The organism is Streptomyces sp. NPDC002888, assembly GCF_042888465.1.
Classification (GTDB): domain Bacteria; phylum Actinomycetota; class Actinomycetes; order Streptomycetales; family Streptomycetaceae; genus Streptomyces.
In genome coordinates this window covers 95,624-119,655 of the sequence record NZ_JBIAPU010000013.1, presented here as the reverse complement: position 1 = coordinate 119,655, position 24,032 = coordinate 95,624, and the positions used below count along the sequence as shown (strand labels likewise).

Genomic DNA, 24,032 nt, shown 5'->3' with positions numbered 1-24,032 from the left:
TGACCGCGTGCTGTGCGCTGGTGCGCCGGTGTGCTCGCGCCCCCGGCGTCACTTCATCCGCGTCGCCCACTCCTGCACCTTGGCGATCCGCTGCCGCAGCTGCCCCGCCGTCGCCTCCGCGCTCGGCGGTCCACCGCACACGCGGCGCAGCTCGGTGTGGATCACGCCGTGCGGCTTGCCGCTCTGGTGGACGTACGCGCCGACCATCGTGTTGAGCTGCTTGCGCAGCTCCATCATCTCCTTGTGCGAGACGACCGGCCGCCGCTCGGCGGGCACTTCCAGCAGGTCGGCCTCGGCGTCCGGCTTCTTCTTGCTGTGCGCGATCTGCTTGGCCTGCCGCTTCTGGAGCAGCAGCTGTACCTGGTCGGGTTCGAGGAGGCCGGGAATGCCGAGGTAGTCCTGCTCCTCCTCGCTCCCTGGGTGGGCCTGCATGCCGAACTCGGCGCCGTCGTAGAGGACCCGGTCGAAGACGGCCTCGGACTCCAGCGCCTCGAAGGAGAACTGCTCCTGCTCGCCGGTGTCCTCGTCCTGCTCCTGGTTCGCCTCCTCCATCTCCTTCTCGGACTCGGCGTACGGGTCCTCCTCGCCCTCCTTCTTCGGCTTGTCGAGGGCGTGGTCGCGCTCGACCTCCATCTCGTTGGCGAAGGTGAGGAGGTCGGGGACGGTCGGCAGGAAGACGGAGGCGGTCTCGCCGCGCCGCCGGGACCGTACGAAACGGCCGACGGCCTGGGCGAAGAAGAGCGGCGTGGAGATGGTGGTGGCGTACACCCCGACCGCGAGCCGGGGCACGTCGACGCCCTCGGACACCATGCGGACGGCGACCATCCACCGGTCGTTGTTGCCACTGAAGTCGTCGATCCGCTGGGACGCGCCGGCGTCGTCGGAGAGGACGAGGGTCGCCTTGTTGCCGGTGATCTCGCGGATCAGCTTGGCGTAGGCGCGGGCGGAGTCCTGGTCGGAGGCGATGACAAGGGCCCCCGCGTCCGGGATGGCCTTCCTGACCTCCGTCAGCCGCTGGTCGGCGGCCCGCAGCACGCTGGGCATCCACTCGCCGCGCGGATCCAGCGCCGTACGCCAGGCCTGGCTGACCGCGTCCTTGGTCATGGGCTCGCCGAGCCGGGCGGCGATCTCGTCCCCGGCCTTGGTGCGCCAGCGCATGTTGCCGCTGTAACTCAGGAAAATGACCGGCCGGACGACGTGGTCGGCGAGCGCGTTGCCGTAGCCGTAGGTGTAGTCGGCGGCGGACCGCCGGATGCCGTCGTTGCCCTCTTCGTACGTCACGAAGGGGATGGGGTTGGTGTCGGAGCGGAAGGGCGTGCCGGTGAGGGCGAGTCGGCGCGTGGCGGGCTCGAACGCCTCCAGGCAGGCCTCGCCCCAGGACTTCGAGTCACCGGCGTGGTGGATCTCGTCGAGGATGACGAGGGTCTTGCGCTGCTCGGACCGGTTGCGGTGCAGCATCGGCCGGACGCCGACGCCCGCGTAGGTCACGGCGACGCCGTGGTAGTCCTTGCCGAGCGGGCCCGCGCTGTACTCCGGGTCCAGCTTGATCCCTATCCGCGCGGCGGCCTCCGCCCACTGCTTCTTCAGGTGCTCGGTGGGCGCGACGACGGTCACCTGCTGCACGACGTGGTGGTGCAGCAGCCAGGACGCCAGCGTCAGCGCGAAGGTCGTCTTTCCGGCGCCGGGCGTGGCGACGGCGAGGAAGTCACGCGGCTGCTCCTGGATGTACTTCTCCATCGCCCCCTGCTGCCAGGCGCGCAGCTTGCTGGCGGTACCCCACGGGGCCCGGCCCGGGAAGGCGGGCGAGAGGTGGTGGGAGTGGGAGGTGGAGGAAGCGGCGGTGGTAGTCACGGTCTCCGTACGGGGGTCGGGCGGCTCGGGGGTGGGGTCGGCTACGTATGACAACCGGGCCACCCTACCGGCGGTGCGCGGGCGTCAACGCGCGAACAACGCCCGGCCCGGGGGAGGTGGGATTCACGTCACACACGTCACAGCCGAAGCCGGCCGGGGGCGGCGAAGCTGTCCAAAGATCGCATGGACGAGGCAGCGACGGCCCGCCTAGCGTTCGGGAGTGACGAGTGAACGCAGGTACCGGATCCTGATCGGGGGCTACGCGCTCTCCTCGTACGGCACCTACCTGAACATGGTGGCGCTGAACCTGTACGTGTACGCCGTCACCGAACGGGCCGTGGCCGTCGGCGCGTTCATGGCCGTACGGCTCGCGGCGGGGTTCGTGGCGGGGCTGGTCGTCGGTCCCGTGCTGGCGAGGTGGTCGGCGCGGGGCGTCATGTTCTGGGTGAACGTGGTGCAGGCGGCGGTGCTGGTGGTCCTGGTGACGGTGCCCGACGGGCTGCGCACGGCCACGCTGTTCGTCGTCTCGGCGGTGGGCGGGGTCACGGGCACGGTGTTCGTGGTCGCGCTGCGCAGCTCGGTCATCCCGGAGATGGTGGCAAAGGAGCGCCGTACGTGGGCCAACTCGCTGATGGTGAGCTGGCGTTCGCTGGCCATGGTGGCCGGGTTCGCGTCGGCCGGTGTCGTGGTGTCGCTGCTCGGGTACACGGCGGCGTTCCTGGTGGACATGGTGACGTTCCTGGTGTGCGCGGTGGCGGTGGCGCAGTTGCCCGCGTCCTCGGGGAAGCCGGCGGCGTCGGGGGACGACGGCGAGGTCCGTGAGCGGCGTCGGGTGCCCCGTGCCGTCGTGGCCCTGGCCGCCGCCCCCGTGCTCGGCCTGATGGTGCTGCTGCGGGCGGTGGACGCGCTGGGCTCGTCCTCCCACAACGCGGCGCTGCCCGTGTACTCGACCGAGCTGGACACCGACAGCCCGGCGGTGTTCGTGAGCGTCTTCTGGTGCGTGTGGGCGGTCGGCAACGTCCTGGTCCAGCAGGTGATCCAGCGCTGGACGCGCCGCTCGGGCCGGGCCGTGGGCGCGCTGGGCTTCGGGTTCGGCACGATCGCGATGTCCGCCGGGTTCATCCTGGCCTTCGCCGGGCTGCCGTGGGCGGTGACCGTGCTGGTGGCGCTGGTGGCGGGCGCGGCCGACGGCCTGACCGAGGTGTCGTACACCTCGCACCTCCAGACCCTGCCGGACACCCTGCGCACGCACGCCTTCGGGCTGTCGGCCACGGTGGAGAGCCTCGGCTTCGGCGTCGGCATGGTCGCGGTGGGCGCGGCGCTGGAGGCGTACTCGCCGCTGGCGGTCGTCGCGGTCGCGCACGGCGTGGCCATCGCCATCGCGGTGGTGTTCGTGGGGCTGGTGCTGCGGGAGCGGGCGGGGACCGGGGCCGGAGTGGGGTCGCCCGGTTCAGCTCTCCCGTTCGCGCAGTCGGGTCGTCACCCAAGCCCCCAGGAGAGCGACTGACGCCATCGGCAGGAACACGACCGCGAAGGCAGCGGGGTGGGAGGTGGTGGCGGCCTCCGCGGCGCTGTGGGTGACGCTGTGAGTGACGTCGCCGCCGCCGAGCGCGGCGAAGGCGGCACCCCCGACCGCGAGCAGCAGGATGTTGGAGAGTCCGTCGGAAATCTGAAGGGCGGCGGAGTTGGTACCGGCTTCCTCCGGGGCGGACAGATGGAGCAGGAACACACTGGTGGAGGAGATCACCAGCCCCATCCCGAAGCACCCGAACGCCCACGCCACGGCGACCGTCCACACGGGCACGGCAGGCAGCAGCACGCTGGGCGCGGTGGCGATGGCCGCCGCCACCAGCAGCATCCCCACCGTCATCAGGCGCTCCCGGTACGGCTCCACCCGCGAGCGTGACTGCACCCACGAAGCCAGCGCCCAGGTCGCTCCACCCGCCGCGAGCGAGAGCCCGGCGAGCGTCGGCGCGAGGCCCCGCTGGGTGACCAGCATCAGCGGTACGAAGGACTCGGCACCGATGAAGGACCCCGCCGCCACGCCCCTCAGCAGCACGACCGACGGAAGACCACGCGCGGCCCGGTAGGTGCCCCGCGGCAACAGCCCCAGCACGGCCGGCACGAGCAGCGCGGCGCCCACGACACCGGGCACGAGCGAGACCCACCGCAGGTCCTGGGCTGCGTACTGCAGGAGCCCGGCGCCGAGGGAGATGGCGAGCGCGAGCCGAATCCGACGCCGGTCGAAGGCGCCGGCCTCCCGGCCTGCGTCCACGGGCCCCGCGGCCCGCCGCCGTATCTGAGGCAGGGCAAGCGCGAGCGGGAACACCACCAGAACCGGAATCCCGACGAACACCCACCGCCACCCGAGTTGCTCGGTCACCACACCCGCGGCGAGCGGCCCGACAACGGACGGCACGACCCAACTCGCCGCGAACGCCGCCATGATCGCCGGCCGCAACGGCTCCGGATAAGCCCGCCCGACGACCACATACAAGGCGACGATCACGAGCCCGCCCCCGAGCCCCTGCACGGCCCGCCCCAGGATGAACAACCACATCACCCCGGCCGTCCCCGACACCAACAACCCCGCCGCGAACGCGACGATCCCCCCGGTCAACGCCCCCACCGGCCCCCGCCGGTCCGACCACTGCCCGGCCAGCACCATCCCGAACAGACTCGTCGTGAAATACCCCGAGAACGCGAACGCGTACAGCGACACCCCGTCCAGCTCCCGCGCGGCGACGGGCATCGCCGTCCCGACGGCAGTCGCCTCGAAGGCAATGAGCAGCACGACGGAGACGATGCCGACGCTGAGGGCCCGATAGGACCGCCCCAACACCCCTTCGCGTATCTCGCTGTCGTAGGTGATCGCGGAGTTGTCGAGGGCGGTCATGCAGCCCAGCGTAAGGTTCACAGCCGGCTTTGACCCCTGTCGAAAGCCGGACCTCTCCCTGCACCCTTGGTCCTACGACCACCCCGCCGCCACCCCTTTCATGAACGGCGCATGGCAGTCCCACTGCAGACCCGGCGTGCCCCTTGAGCCCCCTCCCCACCCCGCCCTACGGTCATCTCACCGAGTTCGGACAGGAGCCTCCACTCCCCGACGAACTCGGAGTCCGGCCGGACCAGTACGAGCGACCGGCTTCGGAGTCGAACCCCGCTCCCACCCGAGGCACACCCACATAGGAGTCGCGCCCCAGGCAGTCGACGCCCAGCCCTTGTTATTCCTCGGCCGCGTCCCCGCCACGTCTCGGGCATACCGTCCGGTACAAGAGCGTAGTCGCGCTGATAGCGCGAATCGCAGATGAGCCGGACCACCGTTGAGGGCCTCGTCGAGGAACGCGTCGACGTCCGAGGGCTGCCCCCACGCGGTGGGCCAACGCTGGATCGACAACAGCCGCGCCCGCCTCACCACCAAGACCGCCATCGCACTCGCCGACCAGTTGCTCAGCATGGGACCACTGGACTGGCTGCGCGCCGCGCTCGGCGAGAAGCCCAGCTGAGTCGAGGGAGTACGACCAGCACGACGCGCCCTTTGTGAACGGCGTATGGCAGTCCCATTGCAGACCCGGCGTGTCCCTTGAGCTCCCTTCCCACCCCGGCCTACGGTCATCTCACCGAGTTCGGACAGGAGCCTCCACTCCCCGACGAACTCGGAGTCCGGCCGTGTGCCCGAGTGGTTTAGGGGCTCGCCTGCAAAGCGAGTTACGTGGGTTCGATTCCCGCCACGGCCTCCATTGACTGACCAGGCAGACCGAGAGGGCGGCACCCCCGAAAGGGTGCCGCCCTCTCGGTCGGTCCGTCTCAGTCCCGTCTCAGTTCGTCACTACTACACCGAGGACTACTACATTGAGGGCGCCCCGCGCCCCGTCGGACTTCTTGTAGCAGGTAAGGGCGGCGGCCATGGCCAGGCCTCGGCTCTGCCAGTCGTTGCGGACCACGTACGGGATCTTGAGACCACGAGCAGCCCATGGCAGGCTCATGCCGCATGATCGATGAATTCGCGAGAGACAACCTGCACGGGAGACTGCGGCGGGACCGCAAGGCGCTGCTCTGGAAACTCGACGGCTTGTCCGAATACGACGCCCGCCGACCTTTGACAACGACCGGGACCAACCTCCTCGGCCTGGTCAAACACGTGGCCACCGTCGAGGCCAGGTACTTCGGCGAGGTCTTCGACCGCCCTTCCCCGGAACCGCTGCCCCGGTGGCAGGACTCCAACGGCAGCGATCTGTGGGCAACCGAGGACGAGACCCGCGATCAGATCATCGGGTTCTACCGGCGCACGTGAGAACACTCGGACGCGACGCTCAACGAGCTTCCCCTCGACGCCCCCGGCCACGTGCCGTGGTGGCCGGAGCCTTATCCCAACACGAACCTGTTCGCCATCATGGTCCATGTCCTCGGCGAGTCCATCCGGCATGCCGGGCACGCCGATATCCTGCGCGAGGGCCTCGACGGCCGGACCGGGTTGCGCGCCGAACACGAGAAGCAGATCAACGAGGAAGCCCGTGCAGCCTACTGCGCGAAGATCGAGCAGGCCGCCAGGTCGGCCGCACCAATCAAGGCTTAAATGCCGCGGCGTGCATCGGCGCAGCACTCGGACTTTCCACCCTCGGCGCCACACCCGCGAATGCCCATCCAGAACGGCAGACTTACTCCGACAATTCACATTGGGAATGCGGGGCTACCGAGCACATTGACGTGCTGGTTGAGTGCCGTCAGTTCTGTCATCACCACGTCCGTGAGGGCCATTCTGTGGAGGCGGCAGGTCGACGTTTCCGCGGCTTCCAGGGTGCCGTGTTCCGCGAGTTTGTTGGAGGGATAGCCGCCGCCGCACACCGGGAAGTAGGCGCACTGTCGGCGGCACAGGTCGCGGCCCTTTTCCAGGTCCTCGCGCAGGCGGTGCAGAGCAGCGCCTGACAGGACGTCCGCCGGTGAGTCCGCCAGTACGCTGCCGATGACGAAGTCGTCGTACTCGGCGCTCGCGGTGGAGGCCAACTCCGGTGCGAACGTGCTGATGCCGCCGTCTCGGCGGATGGTGACGTTCGCGAAGGTCACCACCTCGTCCGGGGTGGCCACGAAATCCGGGTCGCGGCGCAGGTCGCGGATCATCGCCAGCTCGCGGTCGAACTCACGGATGCGCAGGCGGCCTTGGTCGGACTGCCGACGCTGCCAGATGCGGCGCATGAAGCGCATGTAGTCCTGGCGTGTGTCGCCACGGTCCCGGTCGAGGTGGCGGGAGCGCGCGTAGCTGCCCTCGGATTCCTCGACGTTGAATCCGACGGACGGGAAGCCCTCGTCGCGGAAGAAGTCGTAGATCTCGTCGGGGTGTTGGAGTGACGTGGGGGTCAGTACGCAGATGGCGGCGGGGTCGAAGCCGTGGCGGCGCAGGGACGCGACGCCGCGCATCGTGCGGGTGAAGGATCCCTTGCCTGACCATCTGACCCTGTTCGCGTCATGGAGTGCGCGCGGGCCGTCGACGCTCACTCCGATGGTCGCCCCGTGCGATGCGAAGAAGCAGCTCCATTCGTCCGTCACCAGGGTGGCGTTCGTCTGGAAGGAGTGGCGCACCGTCGCGTCGCGTGGTCGTGCGGCCTCGAAGGTCTCGAAGGCTCGGCGGTAGAAGTCCAGGCCGGCGGTCAGCGGCTCCCCCGCGTGCCACAGGATCGTGAACGCACGCTGGGACTCCGGTGCCGCCTCGAACACGAAGCTCGCGGCCGCTTCCAGCACCTCGTCCGACATCAGTGCCGCGTTCCTGCGGTCGGGGACGTAGCAGTACGTGCAGTTCAGATTGCACAGGGACGTGGGCTGCAGGATCGCCAGGCGGATCTCCGGGCGACCCATCGGTGCGCTGGTCACACCGGGAGGCTGTGGATGTTGATGAAACCGTCGCCGGCCTTGTCGAAGACGTTGTCGAACGACTGGCTCAGGGCGAAGTAGTCGCCGAACCTCGCCTCGTCCGGCGCGGGCTCCTTGCGGTTGCGCTCCGGGGCTTTGAGCCGGTGGCCGAAGGAGATGTTGAAGATGAGATCGGGGCGCAGCTCCGCGATGCGTTCGTGCAGCTGCTCGATGGTCTCGAAGACGGACTCGATGTCGGGGTCTCGCGGGGTGCCTTGGCCGGTGTCGTTGCCGGGGTTGTTGTCCACCATGATTCGACGCTAACCGCCTCGTCCGCCTCGGGGCGGTTGGGTTACGCCGTACGAGGTGCGGCCCTCCTACGCGTACAGTCCCCCGCCCGCCTGGTCCTCGAAGACCTCCGGCCAGTAGCGCCAGCCGTCGTCGCCCGGGGTCAGGAGGGTGTGGTTGCAGGCGAGGGGGTCGACCGCGGCGAGGGTGCGGGTCATGGTGTCGGCCAGTTGGTCGTAGGCCTCGGTGAGGCCGTGTTCCGCGTCCAGGGTCTGTTCGCGGTGGATGAGCCACAACGTGAAGCCGAGGGTGGAGATGTCGGCGTTCAGGGGGCGCAGGGTGGTGTCCGGCTCGGACCAGCAGAGGATTGCACCCGTCGTGCCGTCGATGACCAGGCTGGTGTCCTCCAGCAGGTGGCCGAGGCGGATCAGGCGGTCCGCGCCCTCGGGGAGGTCGACCGAGCCCTCCTCGGCGTACTCCGTCAGGGTCCGCAGGGGCATGTCCGTGTCCAGGGTGAACCAGACGACCTCCTCCGGCAGGCCCACCTCGCGCAGGAAGCGGCGGGTCGGCTCGTGGGTGAGGGTGGGCGGGAAGTCGACGTCCTCGAAGCGGACGATCGCGCCGGCGCCGAACTCCTCGTCGAGCAGGCGGAGCGGTAGGTCCAGGGCCAGTTCGGAGACGGTGCCACGGCCCGCCACCAGGGCCAGGGGGCGGATCACCGCCGCCATCTTCCAGAACGGGGGGACGTCGCCGCCCGTGCCCTCCTCGTACAGGGCCAGCAACTGGCGCGACGCCTCCGCCACCGCCTGGGGGCCGAAGCGGCCCGCGTACGCCGCGAACTGGCCGCGCAGGGCCGCCAGTTCGTCGGCCGCCGTGGCGAAGCGGACCAGCTTCTCCAGGGACGGCGCGAACGGGCGACGGTCCATCAGGTCGGGACGGTCGTGGAGGAAGTACGTCGTCGAGATCTCGCCCGTCGACCCGTCGAGCAGGACCGACTCCGTCTCCGGGCCCGCGGCGCCCAGCAGGCCCCCTATGACCAGCTGGTCCCGCAGCTCCGGCGAGAGGCGGCTGTCCGGGTCGCCCGTCGAGTCGGCGACCGTGCGCAGGCCGTCCCGGCGCAGCGCCTCGAACGTCAACAGGCCGCCGACGCCGGGCAGTCCGGGGCCGGTCAGCCAGCGGCGCGACGGCGCGTGCGTGACGTACGCGCCCAGCTCCGTCTCGGTCAGGACGATCATCGCGGTGCCGAAGGGGTCCGCAGTGCCGGCAGTGTCCACGGTGTCGGTCGTGCTCATCGTTCTTCCCCCGTGTGAATGTTCCTCGTCCCCGGGCAGGGCACGACAGCCGGCCGTACGTGGTGATCGCAGGCGGGCCTCCCCACTGCCCAGAACACTACGCCGCACCACTGACAACGGCCCGCCCCACGCACCAGGGTCCTCACCGGAAGACGTCAGGCGACCCTCGCGCGTTCCCTGCCTGCCACGATCGCCTGCACCGTCTCCCCCACGGTCAGCTCCGACGTGTCCAGCCACAGCCCGATGCGCGGGGTTCGCGTCCGCAGGATCCCGTCCAACCGCTCGACGGTCCACGCCCCGTAGCCCGACTTCGTACGTCCCCTCTCGCGGGCCGCGACCGTCTGCCCGTCCGGAGCCAGGACGACGACGTACAGCGGGCGGGTGCGCACCAGTTCGACGTACGCCGCCAAGTCCGCGCCCAGAACGACGTCCTGGACGACCGCCGTGAAGCCCGCCTCGGCGTACGCGTCCGCGGTGGCCGCCGACAGCCGGTACCGCAGCCGGAGTTGGGCTTCCGCTTCGCCGTCCTGCGCCCCCGGCAGGTACTCCGCCCGCCCCGAGACGATCATCCGCCGGAAGACGTCCCCGCGGACGTGCGCCGCCCGCGGCAGCCTCGCCGCCAGTGCCTGCGCCACCGTGGACTTGCCGGACGCCATCACGCCGGTGACGAGAACGACACCGTCCATCAAGGCATCACGTGAGGTACACGCCACCCAGCACCACGACCACCGCCGCGAGCACGAACAGCAGCACCCACACCAGCACCTTGCCGACGCTGGGCGGCGGTTCGTACCGGGGCTCTTGGGTCACTGTGCCGTCACCACCGCCGCCTGGGGCCTTATGGGCAGCCTGTTCACCGGGCGGCCCGTGGCGGCCCGTACGGCGGAGGCGATGGCCGCCGGGGACGTCACCACCGGTACCGCGCTGGCCGCCTTCGCGCCGAAGGGAGCGACCACGTCACGTTCCTCGACGAGCTTGACGATGTGGATGTCGGGGGCGTCCAGGGCGGTGGGCAGGGCGTAGCCGGTGAGGTCGGGGTGGCGGATCAGGCCTCGGGGGGTGCGGAGGTTCTCCGTGAGGGCGATGCCGACGCCCTGCGTGACGCCCGCCTCGATGCGCGCGGCGAGCTGGGTGGGGTTGAGCACCCGGCCCACGTCCTGCGCGATCGCGAGCTCCACCACGCGTACGGAGCCCAGTTCGATGTCGACGTCGACGACCGCGCGGATCGCGCAGAACGCGAGACCCACGAAGGCGTCGCCCTGGCCGGCGCCGTCCAGCGGCTCGGTGGGGTGGGGGCGGCACTGCGCGGTCGCCCACAGCTCCTTGCCCTCCAGCGCCTCGGTGACGGTGGTCGAGAGGACCCCGTCGTACGAGGTGATCTTGCCGTCGGTGATCTGGAGCAGTTCGGTGGACATGCCGAACTTGTGGGCCAGGGGCTGGAGCAGCTGGGTGCGGACCATCTTCGCCGCGCGCTCCACCGCGCCGCCCGACACCCAGGTGTGGCGGCCGCGGCAGCCCGGGCCCGCCGGGGGCTGGTCGGTGTCGACGGGCGCCACGTGCACCTCGTCGACGCCGAGGGTCTCCTGGACGATCTGCCGGGCCAGGGTGGTGAAGCCCTGGCCGGTCTCGACGGCCGCGCACAGCACGGTCGCGACGCCGTCGTGGACCTTCACGGTCGCCGTGGAGACCTCGTCCGCGCCCTCCGCGCCGAGCATGTGCACCATGCCCAGGCCGTAGCCGACGCCCCGGCGCACCGCGCCCGGCTCGCCCGCGCCCTCGGGGCCGCCGGGCAGCAGCCACTCCTCCTCGGGGGTGTCCTTGGGCAGGGCCGGGAGCGGGAAGTCCTGGACGGCCTGCAGCAGCTCCGCCACCGGCGCCGGGCATGTCACCGTCTGGCCCGTCGGGAGCACGTCACCGGTGGCCAGGGCGTTGCGCAGGCGCAGTTCGGCCGGGTCGACGCCGAGTTTCTTCGCGAGCTTGTCCATCTGCGCCTCGTAGGCGGCGCACACCTGCATGGCGCCCTCGCCGCGCACATGGCCGGCGGGCGGGTTGTTGGTGCGCACGGCCCAGCCCTCGATGAAGGCGTTCGGGACGACGTACGGGCCGCAGGCGAAGGAGACGGCGGCGGCCAGCGCTTCCGACGACGCGTCCGCGTACGGGCCCGCGTCCAGCAGGATCTGCGCCTCGACCTTCACCAGCCTGCCCTCGGCGTCGGCGTGGTGGCGGTAGCGCAGCAGGGTGGGGTGTCGGTGGGAGTGCCCGAGGAAGGACTCCTCGCGGGTCGCGGTGAGCTTGACCGGGCGGCCGGTCTTCAACGCGAGCAGGCCGAGCGGAAGTTGGAAGCCCTGGTCCTCGCGGTCGGCCGTGGCACCGGGAACTCCGGTGACGACGATCTTCACGCGTTCGGTGTCGAGGCCGTAGCAGGCGGCGGCGGTGTCGCGGTCGGTGTGCGGGTCGGTGGAGGCCAGGTAGAGCTCCACGCCGCCGTCGGGGCGGGGCACGGCGAGGCCGGCCTCGGCGCCGATGGGGGCGGGGTCCGCGCGGCCGATGCGGTACAGGCCCTCGACGACGACCTCGCCGGCCGCGTCCGGGTCGCCGTGGCGCAGCGGGATGTGCCGGATCAGGTTGCCGTCCACGTGCAGCGGCTCGGCCTCGAAGGCCTGCTCCGGGTCGAGCACCGGGTCGAGCACCTCGTACTCGACGATGACGGCCGCGGCGGCCATCCGCGCGGTGTCCGGGTGATCGGCGGCGACGGCCGCGATGGGCTCGCCGTGGTGGCGTACGACGTCGGAGGCGAACACCGGGCGGTCGGCCGTGCCCCTGCCGTGCATCGGGCGGCCGGGGACGTCCTCGTGGGTGACGACGGCTCGTACGCCGGGCATCTCGCGCGCGTGGGAGGTGTCGATGGACACGATGCGCGCGTGCGGGTGCGGTGAGCGCAGGACGGCGGCCCACAGCAGGCCCTCGGCCCACAGGTCGGCCGCGTACGGGAACGTGCCCTCCGTCTTGGCGCGGGCGTCGGCGGGCGGCAGGGCGGCGCCGAGGCCGTGTGGGATCGGCTCGGGGGCGGGTGCTGCCTCCGCTGCGGTGGTCGCGGTGGCGGCTTCGTTGCTCACGCCTGGCCTCCGTCCTGGCCGTACGCCTGGTCATGCGGTCCGGGTGGATCGGTGGGTCCCTGAGGGCCGGGGGGCCCGCTGGGCCCGTTGGCGCTCGGGAACCCCGGGGAGTCGAACGCCGACGGGTGGACGCCGCCGGCGCCCGGGCCCGCCTGGTGCGGAATACGTGCCTCGTCCGCGTCCGACTCACCGTCGGCCGCGGTGTGTGCCTCGCGTCCGGTGACGACCTCCCTGACGGCCTCAAGGACGCCCCGGTAGCCGGAGCAGCGGCACAGGTTGCCGCACAGGGCCTGGCGGGTCTCCAGTTCGGTCGGCGCCGGATTGCCCTCCAGCAGGTCGTGCACGGTCATCGCCATGCCGGGCACGCAGAAGCCGCACTGCACCGCGCCGCACCTGGCGAGCGCGCGCTGCACGTCGGAGGGCTGACCGTCGACGGCCAGTCCCTCGACCGTGCGCACCTCGCTGCCGGCGGCGGTGACGGAGGGCACCAGGCAGGACGCGACGAGCCGCCCGTCGACCTGCACGTTGCAGGCCCCGCACTCGCCCTGCGAGCAGCCGTCCTTGGCTCCGGCGAGCCCGAGGCGCTCGCGCAGCACGTAGAGCAGCGACTCACCGATCCACGCGTCGGTGACGGGCCGTTCCACGCCGTTGACGCGCAGGACGTACGAGGCGAGCGGGTGCTCCTCCTGGGGAGGCGCGGGGGCGTCGTGCGGGGTGGCGGCGTCCGGGGCGGGGACGGCGGCGGCCTCCGGGGCGGGGTGCGTCCCGTCGCCGGGGGCGGTGTCCGCCGCGGGGTCCGAGGAGTCGGCGGCCTCGCTCTGGGGGTCGGCCTCGGCCGAGGGGTCCGTGGAGTCCGGGGTCGCCCCTGCGTCTTCCGCGGCCTCCACACCCTCCGCAGAGCCCGAAACCGGTTCGTCGGCGGGAGTGGGACGCTCAGGAGGCAGAGGGGGCGAGGCGTCGGAGGCCGCTCCGTCCGGGAAGTCCGCGGTGCCGGCGGCCGAGTCCGACCCGCCGGGGGCACCCGAAGGCGCACCGGGGAAGTCGGGCGGCGCGTCACCTTCTGGACCGGAAGTCGACCCGTCCGGGGCACCCGGTGTCACGTCTACGACACCGGAGACCGAGCCGTGCGGGAGACCGGCCTCCGTCTGCTGCGGGGCACCCGCCTCCGCCTGCTCCGGAGAACCGGCCGGGGCGTCGGAGAACTCGCCCGACCGCGCGCCCGGGAACCCGCCCTTCGACACGGCGGGGAAGCCGACCGTCGGCGCGTCGTGGAACCCGTCCGTCGATCCCTCCGGGGTGCCGGGTGCCGTGTCGTACGCGGTGCCCGCGCCGGAGGCACGCAGCGGCTGCTCCCCCGCGCCCTGCCCGAAGCCCGGCTCCGCGTCCGCCGAGCCGTGCAGTGCGGGAGAGTCGGCGTACCCCTCGTAGGCCGCTGCGGTCGAGGACGCCTCGGCGGCCGTGTGGGCCTCACCGAGGGCCGCGTCGGCCGCGGAGGCGTACCGTTCGGCCACCGCCGCGTCGACGGCCGGGGACGAAGCGCCCTGCGCGCCCGTGTCGTACCGCCCCAGTGTCTGCGCGTACGGGTCGGCACCCGGTGCCGTCTCCGGCTGTTCCCACGGCTGTCCGCTCGCGCCGCCCGTCCCGGTCGTCGCCCAGGGTGCGGGTGCGCCGCCCGGCAGCGTGGCCGGGGGCGTGCTGCCCCACTGCTCCAGGAGTGCCGACGTCGAGTACTCGCCCGACTCGTCGGGGAGGTCGCCCCCGGCGACGGGGATGGACCACTGGCCGGTGACGTCGTGGCCGGGGCCCGGGGCCGGGTCGGGCGCGTTGGCGTCGCCGAAGTTCCACTGGCCCGTGGCGCCGGGGTTGTACGTGAACCGGTCGCCCCCGCCCGGCTCCTGAGCCGGTACGGCGTTCGGGTCGGGCCACTGGGTGCCGCCGGCCGGGGTCCCCCACGCACCGCCGGCCGCCGGGTCGGTTCCGTCGTTCGCGGGGGGCGCCGCCGTTATCTGCGGGGGCACGTAACCGTGGCCGGGCGCGGCGAGCGGGCTGTCGCCGGACAGGAGCGCGTCGATGCCGCCCTCGGGGAGTTTCACGAAGGCGGTGGCGCCGTCGTCGTAGTCGCCCTGGGGCAGCGGGTCCCAGCGGCCGCCGCCCTGGGGCGTGCCCTCTCCGTGCTGGTCGTCGGTCACGACAGCGCCCTCCCCAGTGCTCGTCGGGCCAGCGCGGCGACGGTGCGCCGCAGGTGCAGTACGGCGGGCGGAAGCTGCTGCACGGAACCGTCCTCGGCCGGGACCGGTTCGGGGATGCAGGCCGCGGCGACGTACTCGCCGAAGGCGTTGAGCGCCTCCGGGACGATCGCGCGGTTGTTGTCCCAGTCGATCAGCTGGGCGACCCACTGCTCGGCCTCAAGGGGCCGCAGCGGCATCGGCGCTATGGCTCCCACCGCGCATCTCACGCCCCGGCGCGCGGGGTCGAGGACCAGGGCCACGGAGGCGAGCGCGCGGCCCGGTCCGGTGCGGCCGGTGGCCTTGAGGAAGACCTGGGGCGCGTGCAGCAGCGGCACGCGCACGTAGCCGATGAGTTCGCCGCCGCGCAGCATCTCCACGCCGGCCAGCAGGTGCGACACCGGGATCTCCCGGCGGGCTCCGCCCGGGCCCGCGATGATCAGTGTCGCCTCCAGGGCGGCCAGGACGGGCAGCGCGTCCCCGGTCGGGGCGGCCGAGGCGATGTTGCCGCCCAGGGTGCCCGCGTTGCGGATCTGCGGCGGTCCCGCGGCGCGCGCGGAGGCCGCGAGGGCCGGGATGAGCGCGGCGAAGTCGGGGCGGCCCATGCGCGCGTGCGTGAGGCCGGCGCCGAGCAGGGCGTGGCCGTCCAGGTACTGCCAGCCGCGGATCTCGCTGATCCGTCCGAGACCGACCAGACCGGTTGGCCTGAGTTGCCCGGAGTTGACGGCGGCCATCAGGTCGGTGCCGCCCGCGACGGGCACGGCGGCGGGCATGGCGGTGAGCGCCGCCACTGCCTCGTCCAGCGTCGTGGGCAGCGTGACGGCCTGCGCCGCCTGCGGTGTGTGCGTGCTCAAAACCGGCTGCCCCTTCCCGCTGCCCCACCTGGTCCCACCTGTGTTGCCGTACGGTACGTGCTGACAGGGCGGACGTGGCAACTCTGGCACATCTTCGCAACACCCGAAGACGGGGGTCCGCTAGGAGGCATTCGCCCGCCTCACCAGGGAGATAGTCCGTTTTGAGGCGACATCACCGGTGCGCTGGAATTGCCACTCTTCGGTGACCCTGGCGGGTTTTTTCCATTACGTGTTCGGGTCTGCCGGCCAGGACCACCTGCAGGACTACCTGTTCGGAGGCGGGCCGTCGATCGGCCGCCCCAGCACACCCGGCCGCCGCTGCCACGGCCTCGGCCCGGCCGGTGGCCGGTAGCCGACCCCCAGGGCGTCAAGTCGCCGGTAGTGGACGGCCATCCGCCGCTCGAAGTCCGCGAAGTCCCGCTCCCCCGGTTCGGGCAGCGCGCTCCACGCCACCTCGGCGAAGGCCGCGAGCCTCGGGAACGTCTGGTAGTCCACGCGCGCGTGGTCCTCCATCACCTCGGTCCACACGTTGGCCTGCGTGCCCAGCACATGGCGGGCCTCCTCCTCGTCGAGCTGCGGCGGAACCGGCTCGAAGCGGTAGACGTCCTCCAGCGTGCGCACGTGGCCGATCGGCACGGGCTCGTCCGGGCCCGCGTCCTGCCGGTGGTCGAGGTACACGTGCTGCTCGGGGCACATCACGACGTCGTGTCCGGCCCGCGCGGCGGCGATCCCGCCCCCGTACCCGCGCCAGGAGGACACCGCGGCCCCCTCGGCCAGTCCGCCCTCCAGGATCTCGTCCCAGCCGATGAGCCTGCGCCCGCGCGCGGCGAGCCATCTGTCGAAGTGGCCGATGAACCACGCCTGGAGCGCGTCCTCGTCGGCGAGCCCGAGTTCCTTGATCCGCGCCTGGGCGGTGGGCGACTGCCGCCACTGGTCCTTGAGGCATTCGTCACCCCCGACGTGGACGAACCGTGCGGGGAACAGTTCCAGGAGTTCTTCGAACACGCCCTCGTAGAAGCGCAGGGTGTTGTCAGTGGGGGCGAGTACGTTCGGAGAGATCCCCCAGTTGTCCCAGACGGTCAGGGAAGTGGTGTCGATGACGTCGGTGTTGCCGAGTTCCGGGTACGCGGCGATGGCGGCCTGCGAGTGGCCGGGTACGTCGATTTCGGGGACGACGGTGATATGCCGTTCGGCGGCGTAGGCGACGATCTCCCGGATGTCGTCCTGGGTGTAGTAGCCGCCGTGCGGCTTCTCCTCCCACAGCGGCGAGGCACGATGGCCGATTTTCGTGCGGCCGCGCCAGGAGCCGATCTCGGTGAGCTTCGGGTAGCGCTTGATCTCGACGCGCCAGCCCTGGTCGTCCGTCAGATGGAAGTGGAGGACGTTGAGTTTGTGGGCGGCCATCAGATCCAGGTAGCGCAGAACGCCTTCCTTGGGCAGGAAGTGCCGGGCCACGTCGAGCATGAGTCCGCGCCAGCGGAAGCGCGGGCTGTCGTGGAGAGTGACCGCCGGCACCTCCCATTCCCGATTGGCGGAGACGGGGGCGCGCCGGAAGGCGTCCGGGCCGAGCAGCTGACGGAAGGTCTGGGCGCCCCAGAAAAGGCCCGCCTCGCTCGCACCGTCGATGGCGACGACGTATCCGTCGACGCTGAGGCGGTACGACTCGGGGCCGCCGAGTTCCTCCGCGAGCTCGGGCAGGATCCGCAGCAGGATCCGGTTCCAGTTGTCGGTGTGCGGCGGCAGCGAGAGCCCGGTGGCCGCGCCGACGGTCGAGCGCAGCCAGCGCGCGACCCGCTCGGTGCCGGGCTGTGCCTCGATCTCGGTCTCCTCGTCGATGACGTATCCGGTGCCGCCGCCGGGGAGGGAGGCCGACAGCCGGCCGGGGGCCGGAACGAGCGCCACGTCGGGCTCGGGGAACGGGGAGTTGCCGTAGTCGCTCATGCCGTCATTCCTTCACCGCTCCGCCGAGGCCGGAGACGAGTCGTCGTTGTACGAGTACGAAGAAGATCAGCACCGGAATCGTCATCACCGTGGACGCCGCCATCACACCGCCCCAGTCCGGCTCGTCCGGCTTGAAGAAGACGAGCAGCGCCATGGGCAGTGTCGACTGCGAAGTGTCACTGATGATGAACGACTTGGCGAACAGGAAGTCGTTCCAGGCGGAGATGAAGGAAAACACGCTGGTGGCCACCAGTCCGGGGAAGACCAGCGGGAAAAGGATCTGCCACAGGAATCGCGCCCGGCTCGCCCCGTCGATGTACGCGGCCTCCTCCAGCGCCTCCGGTACGGCTTTCACGAACCCCCGCAGCATCCAGATCGCGAACGGCAGCGAGAAGGCGATGTGGGGCAGGATCAGTGATCCCAGCGTGTTCAGCTGACCGAAGTCCCGCATGAGGAAGAACAACGGGATCGTGAGCGCCTCCACGGGCACCATCTGGGCCACCAGAAACATGATCAACAAAGTGGTCCGGAAGCGGAAGCGGAATCGCGTCACGGCGGTCGCGGCAAGAAACGCGATCAAGGCCGAGACGATCACGACGCTGCACGCCACGATCAGACTGTTGAGGAAGTACCGGCCGAATTCCTGCTGTTCGAACACGCGCCGGAAGGAATCCAGGGAGGGCGACGCCGTCCAGGGCCGCGGTCGCGTCGACTCGATCTCCCCGGCCGGTTTGAAGGCGCTCAGCACCATCCAGTACAGCGGAAACGCGACCACCACGGCGATCAGCAGCGCCGAGGCCTCGGCCGCGAGCCGCCACGGTCGCCGCACACGCCACTGAAGAAGATTCACAGTTCCTCCCCCTGGCGGCGCAGCAGCCGCAGGTACACGAGGGTGACGGCGAGCAGGATCAGCAGCATCACGACGCCGATGGCCGAGCCGAGGCTGTACTGCGACGACGCGAACGCCTTCTGGTAGGCGTAGACGTTCAGGACGAGATTCTGGCCGGCGATGCCGCCGCCGTTCGTCATCACATAGATCTGGGTGAACACCTTGAAGTCCCAGATGACCGACTGGATGGTGACGACCGTCAGGATCGGCCGCAGCATCGGCGCCAGCACCGACCGCCAGACACGCCACTGCGAGGCACCGTCCAGCGCGGCGGCCTCCAGCACCTCGGCCGGTACGGCGCGGATACCGGCGTAGACCGTCACCATCACGAACGGGAAGGAGCACCAGACCACTTCGAGCAGGACGAGGAGGAAGGCGCTGTAGCGCCCGTAGGTCCAGGAGTGGTCCCCGAGACCCAGGATCTGGTTGACCGGCCCGAAGTCCGGGTCGAACAGGAACAGCCACACCGTCGAGCCGGTGATCGCCGGGGTCGCCCAGGCACCGAGCGCGGCCAGCATCAGCGCGAGCCGGGGCACGGCACGCACGCGCGTGAGCAGCACGGCGAGTGCACAGCCGACGGCGAGGGTCGACACGACGCACGCCGCCGCGAAGACCACCGTCGCCAGCAGCACCTGCCAGAACTGCCCGTCGGAGAACAGCTCCGCGTAGTTCCCGAACCCCTCGAAGGTCGTCGGTTCACCACCGCTGACCTGGGCCTGCGTGTACTGGAAGAACGAGATCAGGCCGAGCTGGTAAACGGGGTAGACAAGCAGCCCCCCGAGGACAACAAGAGCAGGCGCGAGATACAACCAAGGGGCACCCCAACCCCTCCAGGGGCGCGGGGCTGTGACATTTGCGGCTCCGCCGCGTGGGCGCGACCAGCCACGCACGGCCGGCACCCGCGAACGATCCGCAGTCTCCGAGCCATCAGGCGTCACCGGCATCACCCTGCGGAGCCAAACGCCTCGTCCATCTTCTTCGCCGCCTCCGCCGAGGCCCCAGCCGCATCCTTCTTACCGCTGACGACCTCCTGGAACATGGTCGGCAGCACCAACGAGGAGTCGATCTGCGACCAGGCGGGCGAGGCGGGCACGAACTTGGTGCCGGCGGCGAGAGTCCGCACGAAGGGCTTCACGAACGGCTGCTTCGCGGCCACCTGCTGCCGCACGTCCGTGAAGGTCGGCAGAAAGCCCATCGCGTCGAAGAGCTCGGTCTGGGTCTTCTTGGAGGCGAGCTGTTCCATCAGGTCGATCGCGAGGGTGCGGTGCGAGGTGCTCTTCAGGACGCCGATGTTGTTGCCGCCCGCGAAGGCCGGAGCGATCGAGCCGGACTCGACCCCCGGCAGCGGTACGACCGCGTACTTGCCCTTCACCTTTCCGGCCTCGACAGCCGTGTGGCTGAAGTCGCCGCCGATCACCATGCCCGCCTTGCCGGCCGCGAACGCGGTGACGGTGTCGTTGCCGCCCATCCCCGCGCACTTGGCGGCGGGACAGTTGTCGTCGGTGAAGAGGGAGGTGTACTCCTTGATGCCCTTCTGGGCGGCCGCGCTGTCGATGGCGGAGGCGTACGAGCCGCCCTTGCCGGTGGCGAGTTCGCCGCCGTTGGCCCAGACGAACGGCATCGCGCCGTACGTGTAGGCACCGCCGACGACGAGTCCGTACAGGTCGGGCTTGGCGGCGCGGATCTTCCGTGCCGTGGTGGCCAGTTCGGCGAGGGTCTTCGGGGGTGTCAGGCCCAGTTCCTCGAACACGTCCGTGCGGTAGTACAGGGCGCGGACGCCGACGTAGAGGGGCGCGCCGTAGAGCTTGCCGTCCACGGTGACCGACTGCTTCGCGGTGGGGTCGGTGTCCTTCGACTCGCTCCAGTCGCCGAACTCCTCGGTGACGTCGAGGAGTCCGCCGTCGTGGACGTATCCGGCGGTGTCGGTGTTGCCGTACTCCATGACGTCGGGGGCGGACTTCGGGTCGTTGAAGGCGGCCTTGACGCGCTGGGCGCGGGTCTCGACGGGTATGTACTCGACGTCGACCTCGGTGCCCTTGTGGGCCTTCTCGAAGTCGGCGACGACGGAGTCGACGACCTGCTGCTTCGGCTTGTTGCCGACCTCCTGGAAGAGCCACACCCGCAGGGTGCCGCTCTTGTCGTCCTTGTCGGAGGAGGAGGTCGAGGAGGTCTGAGGGGCGCAGGCGGCGGTGGCGAGGACGGCGGCGAGCGCGGTGATCCGGACGGACAGCTTCATGGAGTCTTCCTCCGCTGAGGTGTTGCAACATGCGCAATGACAGTTTCGCTGTGCACAACACTCGGGAGGCTAGGGACTTCATGAACACGTCCACAAGAGGTCTCAACCACTTTGTGACCGGCGGACGCACTCCTTGCAACGACACGAAAAGACGTGAAGGCCCCCGGAGCGCGTCAACGCGCTCCGGGGGCCTTCACGAAGTCTGCTCGGGCGGGCGGCTACCGCCTACCTACTTGTCGCCACCCTTGCCCTCGTCGCCGCCGGCGCCCATGGACTCGTAGATCTCCTTGCACATGGGGCACACGGGATACTTCTTCGGGTCGCGGCCCGGCACCCACACCTTGCCGCACAGCGCCACGACGGGGGTCCCGTCGAGGGCGCTCGCCATGATCTTGTCCTTCTGGACGTAGTGGGCGAAGCGCTCGTGGTCGCCGTCGCCGTGGGACACCTGTGGCGTCGGCTCTACGAGGGTCCCCGTACCAGTCCCGCGCTCGGGCTCAAGAGTGCTCATATCGCCAAGGGTACTGGGGCTCACGGACATCAGTTGAGCGACGGGTCGTCCGGATACGTCGCCACCATCGCCAGCTCGCTGCGCTGGCGGCGCAGGACCTCGCGCCAGAGTCCCTCCGGGGACGGGGAGGAGACGTCGCCGGGCTCGGACTCGACGACGTACCAGGCGCCGTCGACCAGCTCGTCCTCCAGCTGGCCGGGGCCCCAGCCGGCGTATCCGGCGAAGATCCTGAGGGAGCCGACGGCAGAGGCGAGCAGTTCCGGCGGGGCCTCCAGGTCGACCAGACCGATCGCGCCGTGCACCCGGCGCCAGCCGAGCGGGGCCCCGTTGACGGACGTGCCGCCGGGGATGACGGCGACGCCGAGGGCCGAGTCGAGGGAGACCGGGCCGCCCTGGAAGACGACGCCGGGTTCACCGGTGAGGTCCGCCCAGCCCTCCAGGATGTCACCCACGTCGACGGGGGTCGGACGGTTGAGGACGACACCGAGGGAGCCCTCCTCGTCGTGGTCGAGAAGGAGCACCACCGCGCGGTCGAAGTTCGGGTCCGCCAGGGCGGGCGTGGCCACGAGCAGCCGCCCTGTGAGCGAGGACACCTCGGTCATGCCAGACATGATCCCGCATCTTCCCTCCGCATGGGGAGGCAATCGGGGTTCGCGAGTGAACGCAGCCATGATTTGGAGAGGTGGCCTGGTAAGGCCTCGTTTGAGGGTGGTGGTGGGGAGACGGGCGGGCACGCGGACGCGTCGGCGGGCGCACGGCGGCCGTGGTGACCCCGTGTGCCCGGCACGGAACGGTTCGTGTTGTGACACAGCCATGACGTACCTGGGTGGTCCTCGGGCTTACAGAAGGGGGGTGTGCGGCGATTACCCTTTCCCTCCTGGCCCCTGCCCCACTCATCGGAACGCGAGATACATGACCGTCAACGACGATGTCCTGCTTGTCCACGGCGGAACCCCGCTGGAGGGCGAGATCCGTGTCCGCGGTGCGAAGAACCTCGTACCGAAGGCAATGGTCGCCGCGCTGCTGGGCAGTGCGCCAAGTCGACTGCGCAACGTCCCGGACATCCGTGACGTGCGTGTCGTACGAGGCCTGCTGCAGCTGCACGGTGTGACGGTCCGTCCGGGTGAGGAGCCGGGCGAGTTGGTGATGGACCCGTCGAACGTGGAGAGCGCGGACGTCGCCGACATCGACGCGCACGCCGGTTCGAGCCGCATCCCGATCCTGTTCTGCGGTCCGCTGCTGCACCGGCTCGGACACGCCTTCATCCCGGGTCTCGGCGGCTGCGACATCGGCGGCCGACCGATCGACTTCCACTTCGAGGTGCTGCGGCAGTTCGGCGCGCGGATCGAGAAGCGGGCGGACGGGCAGTACCTGGAGGCGCCGCAGCGGCTGCGCGGTACGAAGATCCAGCTGCCGTACCCGTCCGTCGGCGCGACCGAGCAGGTGCTGCTGACGGCCGTCCTGGCGGAGGGCGTCACCGAGCTCTCCAACGCGGCGGTGGAGCCCGAGATCGAGGACCTGATCTGCGTCCTTCAGAAGATGGGCGCCATCATCGCGATGGACACCGACCGCACGATCCGCATCACCGGTGTGGATCAGCTCGGCGGCTACAACCACCGCGCCCTCCCGGACCGCCTGGAGGCCGCCTCGTGGGCGTCCGCGGCGCTGGCGACCGAGGGCAACATCTACGTCCGCGGCGCCCAGCAGCGCTCGATGATGACGTTCCTGAACACCTACCGGAAGGTGGGCGGTGCCTTCGAGATCGACGACGAGGGCATCCGCTTCTGGCACCCCGGCGGGCAGTTGAAGTCCATCGCCCTCGAAACCGACGTGCACCCGGGCTTCCAGACGGACTGGCAGCAGCCGCTGGTCGTGGCGCTCACCCAGGCCACGGGTCTGTCCATCATCCACGAGACGGTCTACGAGTCCCGCCTGGGCTTCACCTCCGCGCTGAACCAGATGGGCGCCCACATCCAGCTCTACCGCGAGTGCCTCGGCGGCTCCAACTGCCGCTTCGGCCAGCGCAACTTCCTGCACTCCGCGGTCGTGTCGGGCCCCACGAAGCTCCAGGGCGCCGACCTGGTCATCCCCGACCTCCGCGGCGGCTTCTCCTACCTGATCGCCGCCCTCGCGGCCCAGGGCACGTCCCGCGTCCACGGCATCGATCTGATCAACCGCGGCTACGAGAACTTCATGGAGAAACTCGTCGAGCTCGGCGCGAAGGTCGAGCTGCCGGGCAAGGCCCTCGGCTGACCGCAGCCTCACCACCCCGGACCGGGGCCACGCGCCTCCGGCTGGGGGTCCGGGGGTCATCCCCCGGACAGACACAGCATGGAGAAACTCGTCGAGCTCGGCGCGAAGGCCGAGCTGCCGGGCAAGGCCCTCGGCTGACCCCTGTCATGTACGCCGATGGGCGGCCACCCGGAATCCGGGTGGCCGCCCATCGGCGATTCACGCGCCCTCTACGGACGCGCCCCAAAGGGGCGCGGGGAACTGCGCGACCAGCCCACGACGGCCCGCAGTCGCCCACGACGCTCTCAGCGGAGCGATTACTTGCCCTTGGCAGCTTCCTTGAGCTTCGAGCCCGCGGAGACCTTCACGCTGTAGCCGGCCGGGATCTGGATCGGGTCACCGGTCTGCGGGTTGCGCGCGGTGCGAGCGGCACGGTGGGTGCGCTCGAAGGTCAGGAAGCCGGGGATGGTGACCTTCTCGTCGCCCTTGGAGACGATGTCGCCGACGACCTCGGCGAACGCGGCCAGCACGGCGTCGGCGTCCTTGCGGGTCACCTCGGCGCGGTCGGCCAGCGCGGCCACCAGCTCACTGCGGTTCATGTTGTTACTCCCGTGTTCTTCTTGCCGTTGAGGCGTGCCACGCGGCGGAGCCGCATGTTGGGCACAGCGAAGCCGATGCTGCCAGGGTCCTCTGACAGTCCCCGGAGCCGGGTCCGTCGTCAGACCCTCGCGCCCAGGGACGCATCCTGCCCCT

Annotated in this window: 19 protein-coding genes, 1 tRNA gene and 2 pseudogenes; 5 read left to right on the top strand and 17 right to left on the bottom strand. The window is 70.7% G+C overall.

Annotated elements, in window-relative coordinates; all coding sequences use genetic code 11:
• Window positions 1-48: 48 nt before the first annotated feature.
• Window positions 49-1,851, bottom strand: a complete 1,803-nt coding sequence (locus tag ACFYWX_RS22060) for a DEAD/DEAH box helicase (protein ID WP_389425887.1) — start codon at window positions 1,849-1,851, stop codon at window positions 49-51.
• Window positions 1,852-2,101: 250 nt separating this feature from the next.
• Between ACFYWX_RS22060 and ACFYWX_RS22055 the strand changes: the two genes are divergently transcribed.
• The gene (locus ACFYWX_RS22055) at window positions 2,102-3,358 is read left to right on the top strand and encodes an MFS transporter (RefSeq protein ID WP_389425886.1); all 1,257 of its coding nucleotides are present in this window, start codon (window positions 2,102-2,104) and stop codon (window positions 3,356-3,358) included.
• Here ACFYWX_RS22055 and ACFYWX_RS22050 read toward each other — a convergent pair.
• Window positions 3,302-4,747 carry an MFS transporter gene (locus ACFYWX_RS22050; RefSeq protein ID WP_389425755.1) on the bottom strand — a complete coding sequence of 482 codons (1,446 nt, stop codon included), beginning with the start codon at window positions 4,745-4,747 and terminating at the stop codon, window positions 3,302-3,304. The two genes, ACFYWX_RS22055 and ACFYWX_RS22050, sit on opposite strands and share 57 nt — an antisense overlap.
• A 484-nt stretch (window positions 4,748-5,231) precedes the next feature.
• Here ACFYWX_RS22050 and ACFYWX_RS22045 point away from each other — a divergent pair.
• Together ACFYWX_RS22045 and ACFYWX_RS22040 are read left to right on the top strand one after the other, a co-directional pair.
• Window positions 5,232-5,357: pseudogene (locus tag ACFYWX_RS22045) on the top strand (HAD family hydrolase); the annotation flags it as partial.
• Window positions 5,358-5,516: 159 nt separating this feature from the next.
• A tRNA-Cys gene (locus ACFYWX_RS22040) sits at window positions 5,517-5,591 on the top strand.
• Window positions 5,592-5,669: 78 nt separating this feature from the next.
• On the opposite strand, the gene ACFYWX_RS22035 is transcribed toward ACFYWX_RS22040, so the two are convergent.
• Window positions 5,670-5,837, bottom strand: a complete 168-nt coding sequence (locus ACFYWX_RS22035; RefSeq protein ID WP_389425754.1) for a hypothetical protein — start codon at window positions 5,835-5,837, stop codon at window positions 5,670-5,672.
• Between the two features lie 5 nt (window positions 5,838-5,842).
• Here ACFYWX_RS22035 and ACFYWX_RS22030 point away from each other — a divergent pair.
• Window positions 5,843-6,427 (top strand): annotated as a pseudogene (locus tag ACFYWX_RS22030) (DinB family protein).
• 95 nt (window positions 6,428-6,522) lie between these two features.
• Here ACFYWX_RS22030 and grrM read toward each other — a convergent pair.
• The 13 genes from grrM to ACFYWX_RS21965 form a co-directional block, all read right to left on the bottom strand.
• Window positions 6,523-7,716: a cyclophane-forming radical SAM/SPASM peptide maturase GrrM/OscB gene (gene grrM / locus ACFYWX_RS22025; RefSeq protein ID WP_389425753.1), complete on the bottom strand. Its 1,194-nt coding sequence runs from the start codon at window positions 7,714-7,716 to the stop codon at window positions 6,523-6,525.
• On the bottom strand, window positions 7,713-8,006 hold the full coding sequence (locus ACFYWX_RS22020) for a hypothetical protein (protein ID WP_389425752.1): 294 nt from the start codon (window positions 8,004-8,006) through the stop codon (window positions 7,713-7,715). Before ACFYWX_RS22020 ends, grrM begins: the two co-directional genes overlap by 4 nt.
• Window positions 8,007-8,072: 66 nt before the next feature.
• A complete protein-coding gene (locus ACFYWX_RS22015) occupies window positions 8,073-9,275 on the bottom strand; it encodes an SUKH-4 family immunity protein (protein ID WP_389425751.1) in 1,203 nt (400 codons plus the stop codon).
• A 155-nt stretch (window positions 9,276-9,430) separates the two neighbouring features.
• The gene (locus tag ACFYWX_RS22010) at window positions 9,431-9,961 is read right to left on the bottom strand and encodes an AAA family ATPase (protein WP_389425750.1); all 531 of its coding nucleotides are present in this window, start codon (window positions 9,959-9,961) and stop codon (window positions 9,431-9,433) included.
• A gap of 120 nt (window positions 9,962-10,081) precedes the next feature.
• Window positions 10,082-12,391, bottom strand: coding sequence for a xanthine dehydrogenase family protein molybdopterin-binding subunit (locus ACFYWX_RS22005; protein WP_389425749.1), 2,310 nt, complete (start codon window positions 12,389-12,391; stop codon window positions 10,082-10,084).
• The gene (locus tag ACFYWX_RS22000) at window positions 12,388-14,580 is read right to left on the bottom strand and encodes a 2Fe-2S iron-sulfur cluster-binding protein (protein WP_389425748.1); all 2,193 of its coding nucleotides are present in this window, start codon (window positions 14,578-14,580) and stop codon (window positions 12,388-12,390) included. Before ACFYWX_RS22000 ends, ACFYWX_RS22005 begins: the two co-directional genes overlap by 4 nt.
• Entirely contained in the window at window positions 14,577-15,470 is an 894-nt protein-coding gene (locus ACFYWX_RS21995) for an FAD binding domain-containing protein (RefSeq protein WP_389425747.1), read from the bottom strand. Before ACFYWX_RS21995 ends, ACFYWX_RS22000 begins: the two co-directional genes overlap by 4 nt.
• Before the next feature lie 264 nt (window positions 15,471-15,734).
• Window positions 15,735-17,411 carry a beta-N-acetylhexosaminidase gene (locus ACFYWX_RS21990; RefSeq protein WP_389425746.1) on the bottom strand — a complete coding sequence of 559 codons (1,677 nt, stop codon included), beginning with the start codon at window positions 17,409-17,411 and terminating at the stop codon, window positions 15,735-15,737.
• 4 nt (window positions 17,412-17,415) lie between these two features.
• The gene (locus ACFYWX_RS21985) at window positions 17,416-18,261 is read right to left on the bottom strand and encodes a carbohydrate ABC transporter permease (protein WP_389425745.1); all 846 of its coding nucleotides are present in this window, start codon (window positions 18,259-18,261) and stop codon (window positions 17,416-17,418) included.
• The gene (locus tag ACFYWX_RS21980) at window positions 18,258-19,244 is read right to left on the bottom strand and encodes a carbohydrate ABC transporter permease (protein ID WP_389425744.1); all 987 of its coding nucleotides are present in this window, start codon (window positions 19,242-19,244) and stop codon (window positions 18,258-18,260) included. The genes ACFYWX_RS21985 and ACFYWX_RS21980 overlap by 4 nt, the downstream gene beginning before the upstream one ends.
• A complete protein-coding gene (locus ACFYWX_RS21975) occupies window positions 19,244-20,536 on the bottom strand; it encodes an extracellular solute-binding protein (RefSeq protein ID WP_389425743.1) in 1,293 nt (430 codons plus the stop codon). Before ACFYWX_RS21975 ends, ACFYWX_RS21980 begins: the two co-directional genes overlap by 1 nt.
• Window positions 20,537-20,765: 229 nt before the next feature.
• Window positions 20,766-21,047 (bottom strand): DUF3039 domain-containing protein, encoded by a 282-nt coding sequence (locus ACFYWX_RS21970; protein ID WP_289936940.1) that lies wholly within the window; start codon window positions 21,045-21,047, stop codon window positions 20,766-20,768.
• A gap of 29 nt (window positions 21,048-21,076) precedes the next feature.
• Window positions 21,077-21,649, bottom strand: coding sequence for a YqgE/AlgH family protein (locus ACFYWX_RS21965; protein ID WP_389425742.1), 573 nt, complete (start codon window positions 21,647-21,649; stop codon window positions 21,077-21,079).
• A 310-nt stretch (window positions 21,650-21,959) separates the two neighbouring features.
• On the opposite strand from ACFYWX_RS21965, the gene murA reads away from it, so the two are divergent.
• The gene (murA, locus tag ACFYWX_RS21960) at window positions 21,960-23,300 is read left to right on the top strand and encodes a UDP-N-acetylglucosamine 1-carboxyvinyltransferase (RefSeq protein ID WP_389425741.1); all 1,341 of its coding nucleotides are present in this window, start codon (window positions 21,960-21,962) and stop codon (window positions 23,298-23,300) included.
• 296 nt (window positions 23,301-23,596) lie between these two features.
• Here murA and ACFYWX_RS21955 read toward each other — a convergent pair whose 3' ends face one another.
• Window positions 23,597-23,878, bottom strand: a complete 282-nt coding sequence (locus ACFYWX_RS21955; protein ID WP_004000874.1) for an HU family DNA-binding protein — start codon at window positions 23,876-23,878, stop codon at window positions 23,597-23,599.
• Window positions 23,879-24,032: the final 154 nt, after the last annotated feature.